General features: G+C 71.2%; 8 protein-coding genes and 1 pseudogene. 2 read left to right on the top strand and 7 right to left on the bottom strand.

What is annotated here, in order from left to right; translation table 11 throughout:
* Both ACTS11_RS07625 and ACTS11_RS07620 read left to right on the top strand, forming a co-directional pair.
* Positions 1-233, top strand: a 233-nt coding sequence (locus ACTS11_RS07625) for an OB-fold nucleic acid binding domain-containing protein (protein WP_442639729.1), incomplete at its 5' end; no start/stop codon positions are given.
* A gap of 140 nt (positions 234-373) precedes the next feature.
* Positions 374-826 carry a peptidoglycan-binding domain-containing protein gene (locus ACTS11_RS07620; protein ID WP_442639728.1) on the top strand — a complete coding sequence of 151 codons (453 nt, stop codon included), beginning with the start codon at positions 374-376 and terminating at the stop codon, positions 824-826.
* A 320-nt stretch (positions 827-1,146) separates the two neighbouring features.
* Here the strand turns inward: ACTS11_RS07620 and ACTS11_RS07615 are convergent, their stop codons facing one another.
* The 7 genes and pseudogenes from ACTS11_RS07615 to ACTS11_RS07585 form a co-directional block, all read right to left on the bottom strand.
* A complete protein-coding gene (locus ACTS11_RS07615; RefSeq protein WP_442639727.1) occupies positions 1,147-2,658 on the bottom strand; it encodes a DegQ family serine endoprotease in 1,512 nt (503 codons plus the stop codon).
* Positions 2,659-2,828: 170 nt separating this feature from the next.
* A complete protein-coding gene (locus tag ACTS11_RS07610; protein WP_442639726.1) occupies positions 2,829-3,032 on the bottom strand; it encodes a DUF2065 domain-containing protein in 204 nt (67 codons plus the stop codon).
* 72 nt (positions 3,033-3,104) lie between these two features.
* Entirely contained in the window at positions 3,105-3,995 is an 891-nt protein-coding gene (gene hflC, locus ACTS11_RS07605; RefSeq protein WP_442639725.1) for a protease modulator HflC, read from the bottom strand.
* Positions 3,995-5,179, bottom strand: a complete 1,185-nt coding sequence (gene hflK / locus ACTS11_RS07600; protein WP_442639724.1) for an FtsH protease activity modulator HflK — start codon at positions 5,177-5,179, stop codon at positions 3,995-3,997. The genes hflC and hflK overlap by 1 nt, the downstream gene beginning before the upstream one ends.
* Positions 5,180-5,310: 131 nt before the next feature.
* Positions 5,311-6,751 (bottom strand): annotated as a pseudogene (locus tag ACTS11_RS07595) (FAD-dependent oxidoreductase).
* Positions 6,752-6,797: 46 nt separating this feature from the next.
* Positions 6,798-7,586 carry a ribose-5-phosphate isomerase RpiA gene (gene rpiA / locus ACTS11_RS07590; RefSeq protein WP_442639723.1) on the bottom strand — a complete coding sequence of 263 codons (789 nt, stop codon included), beginning with the start codon at positions 7,584-7,586 and terminating at the stop codon, positions 6,798-6,800.
* A 70-nt stretch (positions 7,587-7,656) separates the two neighbouring features.
* Positions 7,657-8,346 (bottom strand): thiamine diphosphokinase, encoded by a 690-nt coding sequence (locus ACTS11_RS07585; RefSeq protein WP_442639722.1) that lies wholly within the window; start codon positions 8,344-8,346, stop codon positions 7,657-7,659.
* Positions 8,347-8,570 lie beyond the last annotated feature (224 nt).

The raw sequence follows: 8,570 nt of genomic DNA, 5'->3' as shown, positions 1-8,570 counted from the left end.
TCTTCGTGACGCTGGAGGACGAGTTCGGCGTGGCCAACGTGGTCGTCTGGCAGAAGGTCTACCAGACCTTCCGGCGTGCGGTGATCGCGGGGCGCATGCTCCGGGTCACGGGGCGGGTGCAGCGGCAGTCGGGCGTGACCCATGTGGTCGCCGAGCGGATCGAGGACATCTCGGAGATGCTGGACGAGCTGGTGCGCCTGCACGAGCCGGCGCGCGCGGCGGATGGACCCTGAGCGGGGGGCGGCGGGCTCCGGCCGATGGCGGGACGGCCGGGGCGCGGCGCTTTCCCGGCGGGGGAAAGGCGGGTAGCTTCCGGGCAAGAACGGCGACAGGGGCGCGAAGGGCAGTGCGCGCGGAGATCGGGATTGCACGGTTGGCGCTGGCTGCGGCCATCGCGGCGGGGCTCGGGGCCTGCGTGCCCGCGGGCGGCGACGCCGTGGCCCCGGCCGCGCCGGTGCGGGCCGCCCTGCTCGGCGTGCCGCCGCCGCAGCCCCTGCCCGGCACCTGCTATGCGCGCGACGCGACGCCCCTGCCCGAGGCGCTCGGCCCGGTGGCGGCGGCCGGGGCGGCGCGCGATGCCCCGGTCTGGTTCGAGATCCCCTGCGGGGTCGAGCGCGATCCGGCCTTCGTCGCCTCGCTCCAGCGGGCGCTCGCCGCGCGCGGCCTCCACGGGGGAGCGGTGACGGGGGAGATGGACGGAGAGACGCGGGCGGCGGTCGAGGCCTACCAGCGGGAGCTCGGGCTGAGGAGCGGGGTCCTGTCGCTGGCGGCGGCGCGCGCGCTCGGCCTCGTCGTCTGGGCGCCGGAGGATCCTGCGGGGACCTGACCGCGGCGGGCCGGGAGCGGCGATCTGGGAGCGGCGACGCCGGACGCGCGTGTCGCGGAAGGCCGAGGCCCGCAGGACGTGAGGCGCCTCACGCGCGATGGCCCATCACACGCGATTGCGCCTCACACGCGAAGCCCTCCCACGCGTGGAGGCACTGACGGGGAAGGCGCCGAACCGAGTGGCCGGCTGCCGAACGGAGGGGCCTGAACGGAGGGGACTGAACGGGAACGCCCCGCGCGCCAGGCCGTCCACCCGCGCCCCGCGAACGCAAAGGCCCCCGGACGCGGCTGCGCCGGGGGCCTTCAAGGTCTGTCGGAGGATCACTCGTCGAGCGCGAGCGCCACGAAGCGGGGATCGCCGCCGCGCCGGATCAGGAGCAGGACGCTCTTCTGCCCGGCATCGCCCGCGGCGGTCACGCGCTCCTCGAACTCGGCGACGGTGCGGACGGGCTGCTGGGCGACCTCGGTGATGATGTCGCCGGGCTGGAGGCCCTTGCTGGCCGCGTCGGAGGCGGGATCGACGCCCTCGATCACGAGGCCGCCCGTGACGCCCTCGGCGCCGAGGCTCCGGCGCAGCTCGTCGGTCAGCGGCGTCACCGTGAGGCCGAGCACCTCGCCCGCCGGTTCCGGCTCGGGCAGGGCCGAGGAGGGTGCGGCCGCGCCCTCGGCGGTCTCGCGGCGGCCGAGCGTCACGAGAAGCGTCTCGGTCGCGCCGTCGCGGTGGACGGTCATGCGCACGGTCTCGCCCACGCCGCTCTCGCCGACGATGCGCACGAGCTCGCGGGTGTCCTGGATGTCCTCGCCGTCGAAGCTGAGGATCACGTCGCCCACCTCGACGCCCGCGTCGAGCGCCGGGCCCTCGGGCACGTCGGTGACGAGCGCGCCGCGCGCCTCGGCGAGGCCGAGCCCCTCGGCGATGTCGTCGCTCACGTCCTGGATGCGGACGCCGAGCCAGCCGCGGCGGGTCTCGCCGAACTCGCGGAGCTGCGCCACCACGTTGGTGACGACCTCGGAGGACATGGCGAAGCCGATGCCGATGGAGCCGCCGGTGGGCGACAGGATCGCGGTGTTCACGCCGATGACCTCGCCCGCCATGTTGAAGAGCGGGCCGCCCGAGTTGCCGCGGTTGATGGCGGCGTCGGTCTGGATGTAGTCGTCATAGGTGCCCGAGAGCGCCCGCTCGCGCGCCGAGACGACGCCGACGGAGACCGAGAAGCCCTGGCCGAGCGGGTTGCCCATGGCCATGACCCAGTCGCCCACGCGCATCGCGTCGCTGTCGCCGAAGGGCACGAAGGGCAGCGCCGTGTCGGCCTCGACCTTGAGGAGCGCGATGTCGGTGTTGGGATCGGTGCCGATGACCTCGGCCACCAGTTCGCGGCCCGAGCGGAACTCGATCAGCACCTCGTCGGCGCCCTCGATGACGTGGTTGTTGGTGACGATGAAGCCGTCCTCGGAGATAACGAAGCCCGAGCCCAGCGCCTGGCTGCGGCGCGAGGGACGCTCCGGTCCCTGCTGGCGGTCGAGGAAGTCGTTGAAGAAATCCTCGAGCGGGCTGCCGGGGGGCACGTCGGGCCCCGGCCCCTGAAGCGAGGCGACGACGGAAGACGTGGTGATGTTCACCACGGCGTCGCCGACCTGGTCCACGAGATCGGCGAAGGAGGGCGGCGCGGCCTGCGCGCGGGCCTGCGCGGTGCCGAGCACGGTGGCGAGCGCGACGAGCAGCGCGACGATGCCCGCCATGAGGATGCGGTAGAGCTGCGCCCCGTCCGGGACGGCGCCGCGCGCGGCGACGGCCACGCGGGCCTCGGGGTGCCGGGGGGCGGACTGCCTCATCCTCGTCGAATGCGTTGTCACGGACGAACCTCCTCTGGACTGCCGCGGCCGGTGAACGGACGAACCGGCCCCACTGCGGAGAATATTTGCGCGCGGGGGCGCGGGATCAACCTCTTCGCGTCTCGCGGTGCGGCCCCGTCCCGTCACATGCGCGTGACGGAAGGCGCGCGTCATCCCGCGACACCGAGCGCTGCGGCCACCAGGACCACGCCGAGCGTGATCGCGGAGAGGCCGATCATGCGGCGCGTGTCGGCCGGGATGCCCGCCATCAGGCGCAGCATGTCCTCGATGCGCCCGGGCGCGAGCGCGAAGACCAGCCCCTCGATCACCAGCACCATGCCGAACCCCAGCAAGAGTGCGAATCCGATGCTCATGTCCTGTCCCCGGGCCCGGCACGAGGCCCCGAAAGCGGCCGGCCGGGGCGCGAGGCCCCGGCCGGTACGGTGTCAGTCCTGGACGCGCGGCGAAGCGCCGGAGCCGCCGAGATATTCGAAGAACTCGCTGTCGGGCGAGATCACCATGGTCGAGTTCTGCTGCCGGAGCGCACGCTCGTAGGCGGTCATCGAGCGGTAGAACTCGAAGAACTCCGGGTCCTGGCCGAAGGCTTCCGCGAAGATGCGGTTGCGCTCGGCGTCGGCCTCGCCTCGGATGATCTCGGCCTCGCGCTGCGCCTCGGAGACGAGCTCCACCACCGTCCGGTCGGCCTGGGCGCGGACGCGCTGCGCCGCCTCCTCGCCTCGGGCGCGTTCGTCGGTGGCCTCGCGCTCGCGTTCGGCCCGCATCCGCTCGAAGGTCGCCTCGAGGTTCTGGCCGGGCAGGTTCGTCTGCTTCAGGCGCACGTCGAGGACCTCGAGCCCGAGCGACGCGGCGGCGAGGCGCGCCTCCGCGGTGATCTGGGCCATGAGCGCGGAACGTTCGGCCGAGAGGATGGTGTTCGAGGTCACGCCCTCGGCACCCAGCACCTCGCGGATGCGCGGGTTGAGGATGCCCTCGAGCCGCTCCTCCCCGGCGCGCATGCCGCCGGCGCCCACGGCCTGACGGAACTGCACGACGTCCGAGATCCGGTAGCGCGCGAAGGCGTCGACCACGAGGCGCCGGTCGTCCGACGGCGTCACCTCGATCGGGGTCGTGTCGAGCGAGAGGATGCGGTCGTCGTAGTAGACCACCTCCTGGATGAAGGGGATCTTGAAGTTCAGCCCCGGCTCCTCGATCACCTGCCGGATCTGGCCGAACTGGAGGACGAGGGCGCGCTGCCGTTCGTCCACCACGAAGATGGAGCTTAGGCCCACGGCGAGGACGAGAACCACCGCCGGAATGAGGAAGGTCACGCGTTTCATCAGTTGCTGCTCCCCGTCGTCGTGGTGGTGCCGGTCGCGCCGCCGGTGGTGCCGCGACGCAGCTGGTCGAGCGGCAGGTAGGGCACGACGCCCGATCCGCCCGAACCGTTCTGGCCGTCGAGGATCACGAGATCGACATCGCCCAGCACCCGCTCGAGCGTCTCGAGGTAGAGACGGCGCCGGGTCACTTCCGGGGCCTCGGAATACTCGGCGAGAACGGCGAGGAAGCGGCTCGCCTCACCCTGCGCCTCGTTGACGACCTGGGCGCGGTAGCCCTCGGCCTGCTCGAGGATCTGCGCCGCCTCGCCTCGGGCGCCGGCGAGCACCCGGTTGGCGTAGGCGTCGGCGCGCCGCTCGAGCTGGTCGCGGTCCTGTTCGGCCGCCTGAACGTCGCGGAAGGCGTCGATCACCTCGGCCGGAGGGTCGGCGCGGTCGAGGTTGAGACGCACGATGTTCACGCCCGAATCGTAGCTGTCGAGCGTGTTCTGGATCAGTTCCTGCACGTTGTCGGCGATCAGGCCCCGGTCGCGGTTCAGGATCGGCGCGAGCTGCGAGGCGGCGATCACCTCGCGCATGGCCGCCTCGGAGACGGCGCGCACGGTGGCCTCGGGGTCGCGCAGGTTGAACAGGAAGATCGCCGGGTCGCTGATGTTCCAGACGACCTCGAAGTCGATGTCGACCACGTTCTCGTCCGTCGTCAGCATGAGCGTGTCGTCGGCCCCGCCGGCGCGCGCGGCACCGATCGATTCGGTCCGTTCGGAGGTGACGTTCACCACCTCGGCGGTCACCAGCGGCCAGGGCGCGAAATTGAGGCCCGGGTTCCCGATCGACGAGAACTCGCCGAGGAAGAGCTCGACCGACTGTTCTTCGGGCCGGACGGTGTAGAAGGACTGGAACGCCCAGAAGCCCGCGACGGCGAGCGCGATCAGCCCCGCGGTACCGCGTGTGAACTTGAAGCCGTCCCCGCCGCCGCCGCCGCCGCCGTTGCGTCCGCCGCGGCCGCCCATGAGGACGCGCAGCTGCTCCTGGCCCTTGCGGACGATCTCGTCGAGTTCCGGGATCTGCTGGTCGCCGCCGGGGCGACGTGGGCCGCCGGGGCCCCCGTTGCCGCCCGAACCATTGTTGCCGCGGTTGCCGCCGCCGGAGCCGCCTCCGCCCCAGGGCCCGCCACTATTCCCAGCCATTAATCGTCGTTCCCCTCAGTTATTGACAGGTCTCGGACATGTGTAAGTCACGTGCGTCGGATGTGTATATGGGGCGGGCCGCCTCGATTGCACCCGTCCCTGCGCAGTTTTGCCGCTCCCCCGCGCGCGGGTCACGCCGTGCGCACCGGCGTCCGCATCGTCACCAGCTCCTCGGACATGGTCGGATGCACCGCCACGGTGCGGTCGAAGTCCTGCTTGGTCGCCCCCATCTTCACCGCGATCCCGGCGAGCTGGATCATCTCGCCCGCCTGCGGCGCGACGATGTGGCAGCCGAGGACCTTCTGGGTCTCCTTCGAGACGACGAGCTTCATCAGCACCCGGTCAGGCCGGCCGGCGAAGGCCGTCTGCATGGGCCGGAACGAGGTGCAGTAGATCTCGACGGGCTCGCGCTCGCGCGCCTCCTCCTCGGAGAGGCCGACGGTGCCGAACTCGGGCTGGGTGAAGACAGCGGACGGGATGAGGTCGTGATCCACGGGCGTGGGATTGCCGTTGAAGACGGTCTCCACGAAGGCCATGCCCTCGCGGATGGCCACCGGCGTCAGGTTCACGCGGTTCGTCACGTCGCCGATGGCGTAGACCGAGGGAACGGCGGTCTGGGAGTATTCGTCCACGACCACCTGGCCGCGCCGCCCGATCTCGACCCCGATCTCGGCGAGGCCCATTCCGTCGCTGTTGGGCCGTCGCCCGGTGGCGAAGAGGATGGCGTCGAAGACGTGCTCGCGGCCGTTCGAGGCCTTGACCCAGACCGGGCCGCCCCGCCCCTCCGCGGCCTTGTCGGCGCGCACGTCCGCCGGCGCGCCCATCGCGGCGTCGGCGCCCGGATCGGCCGCCGAGAGCGCGAGCTCGGCGCCCGCGGGCGCCATGTCGACGATGTTGGTGCCGAGGTGCAGGTCGATGCCCCGCTCCTGCATCATCTCGGAGATCAGGCCGCGCGCCTCGCCGTCGAAGCCGCGCAGGATCTGCGCACCGCGGTAGAACTGCGTCACCTCGACGCCGAGCCCGTTCATGATGCAGGCGAACTCGCAGGCGATGTAGCCGCCGCCGACGATCAGGAGGCGCCTTGGCAGCTCCTCGAGGTCGAAGATGTCGTCGGACACCATGCCGAGGTGTTCGTTCTTGAGGCCGGGCCGCTCGGGCCGCCCGCCGGTGGCCACGAGGATGTGCTTGGCGGTCTTCGTCGTGCCGTCGGCGAGGCGCACACTGTGCGGGTCGTCGAGCACCGCGCGCTGGTCGAAGGTCTCGACGCCCGAGCCCGAGAGGAGCTTGCGGTAGACGCCTTCCAGGCGGTCGAGCTCTCCATGCAGGTGTGTCCGGAAGCGCGGCCAGTCGAAGGCGCCCGGCTCGACATCCCACCCGTAGGCGCGCGCGTCGGCGAAGCCCTCGCGGTAGGCCGAGGCGAAGACCATGATCTTCTTGGGCACGCAGCCGCGGATCACGCAGGTGCCGCCCATGCGGCTTTCCTCGGCCAGCGCCACCTTCGCGCCGCCCGCCGCCGCGACGCGCGCCGCCCGAGCCGCCGCCGATGACGAAGAGATCGTAGTCGAAGGCCATGGAGTTTCCTTCCCCGTGCTCGCCGGGCCGCGAGGGCCCCCGCACGTCAGTCGACGATGTCGACGAAGATGTTGTCGCCGTCGAGCAGGTCGACGCGCTCGTGCTCGACCGTGCCCGAGTTGATGTCGCGCAGCTCCACCGTCCCGTCGGAATTGCCGATCACGACGATGTCGCAGACGTCGAGGAAGAGGCCGTTCTCCACCACGCCCGGGATCTGGTTCAGCACGAGGCTGAGCTGTGCGGGGTTGGAGATGCGCCGCAGGTGCAGGTCGAGGATCAGGTTGCCCTGGTCCGACCGGAACGGCTCGGTCCCGTCCATGCGGAGCTTGGCCGAGCGGCCCATGACCTCGACGTTCGAAAGCATCTCCTCGATCAGCGCCTGCGTCGTCTTCCAGCCGAAGGGCACGATCTCGACCGGCAGGGGAAACGCGCCGAGGCGGTCGACCTGCTTGGAGCGGTCGGCGATCACGATCATCTGGTCGGAGGCGGTGGCGACGATCTTCTCGCGCAGGAGCGCGCCGCCGCCGCCCTTGATGAGGTTGAGCTTGGGGTCGAACTCGTCCGTGCCGTCGATGGTGACATCGAGCCAGCGCACGTCCTCGAGCGTCTTGACGGTGAGGCCGACCTGCTGGGCGAGTTCGGCCGTGCGGGTCGAGGTCGCGACGCAGGTGACCATCAGCCCGTCCTCGCGCACCACCTCGCCGAGGCACTTCACCATCCAGGCCGCCGTCGATCCCGTTCCGAGGCCCACCCGCATCCCGTCCTCGACGAAGCCGATGGCGCGGCGGGCGGCGACATACTTGGCCCTGTCGATGGGCGAGAGCTCGGCCGGCATCCTGGCCTCCGTCCTGGTTTCGGGTCGTGTCGCGCCCGTTCTTAGCGAAGGAGGCGCGCGGGTGCGAGGGCTAAACGCGCCAACACTCCGTCGCCGGATCGAGGAGGGCTTCGGCCGCGAGGCCGAGCGCCGCGCGCGGCAAAATGACGAGAAGGCCGGGGGCATCGGCCTCGAGCTGGACGGGGCCGGTGGCCTCGTTGGAGGTGCCGACGCGGCGGGCGGGGTGGAAGACGAGCCCGTCGATGGGCCAGCGCAGGCCTTGCGAGCGCCCCGTCACCTCCGCCATGGGAAAGAGCGACACGCGCGTGCCCGGCGCGAGGTCGAGCGCGATGCGCGGCGGTGCGTTGAACAGGATGTCGTGCGTGCCGATCACGATGCAGCGATGTTCCGGCCGCGCCGCGAGCGTGTGGAAGACGGCGAGCTCGTGGTCGAGCCGCGCGCCCGTGAACCCCACCGCCAGCGTCAGCGGCACGGCGAGGTGGCGGAGCGCCTTGTCGAAGTCCGTACTGTCCTGTTCGGAAACCTTGTGAAGGATCGCGGCGTTAAGCATGGCCATGCCTTCGCCCGAGATGGAATCGAGATCGCCGATCACCGCCGCCGGGGCGAGGCCCGCGGCGAGCGCGGCATCCGCCCCGCTGTCGGCGGCGACCAGCGTGGGCGCCAGCGCCAGCGCGTCGCCCAGGTCGCCCGGCCCGAGGGCCCCGCCGCCCAGCAGCGTCACCGGTTCCGCTCCGTCAACGACGGGTCTTTCCAGTGGCATTTTCTGGCCGCACACGACGACAATCTCCACGTAATGGCCCTATTCCCGTCGCGTTCTTTTGGAATCAGTTTTGAGCGGGCAATGGCGAAGTGATAACCTCGTGCGGTCCGACGAGCGAGAGCATTGAAGGCAGAGTGAAGTCGACATGGGTGACGCGAACAAGATCCTGACGGTATCCTACGGAACGTTCTCGTGCACGCTCGAGGGCTTCGAGGATCCGTTCA

The sequence above is a fragment of the Roseicyclus sp. genome, assembly GCF_052168335.1.
Lineage (GTDB): Bacteria > Pseudomonadota > Alphaproteobacteria > Rhodobacterales > Rhodobacteraceae > Roseibacterium.
Note: the sequence above shows the minus strand (reverse complement) of the source record. Positions and strands in the feature narration are given on the sequence as shown.

Excerpts from the sequence above, each read along its gene's own strand:
- ACTS11_RS07615 (WP_442639727.1), bottom strand. The coding sequence starts at position 2,658 with ATGAGGCAGTCCGCCCCCCGGCACCCCGAGGCCCGCGTGGCCGTCGCC.
- ACTS11_RS07610 (WP_442639726.1), bottom strand. The coding sequence starts at position 3,032 with ATGAGCATCGGATTCGCACTCTTGCTGGGGTTCGGCATGGTGCTGGTG.
- hflC (WP_442639725.1), bottom strand. The coding sequence starts at position 3,995 with ATGAAACGCGTGACCTTCCTCATTCCGGCGGTGGTTCTCGTCCTCGCC.
- hflK (WP_442639724.1), bottom strand. The coding sequence starts at position 5,179 with ATGGCTGGGAATAGTGGCGGGCCCTGGGGCGGAGGCGGCTCCGGCGGC.
- rpiA (WP_442639723.1), bottom strand. The coding sequence starts at position 7,586 with ATGCCGGCCGAGCTCTCGCCCATCGACAGGGCCAAGTATGTCGCCGCC.
- ACTS11_RS07585 (WP_442639722.1), bottom strand. The coding sequence starts at position 8,346 with ATGCCACTGGAAAGACCCGTCGTTGACGGAGCGGAACCGGTGACGCTG.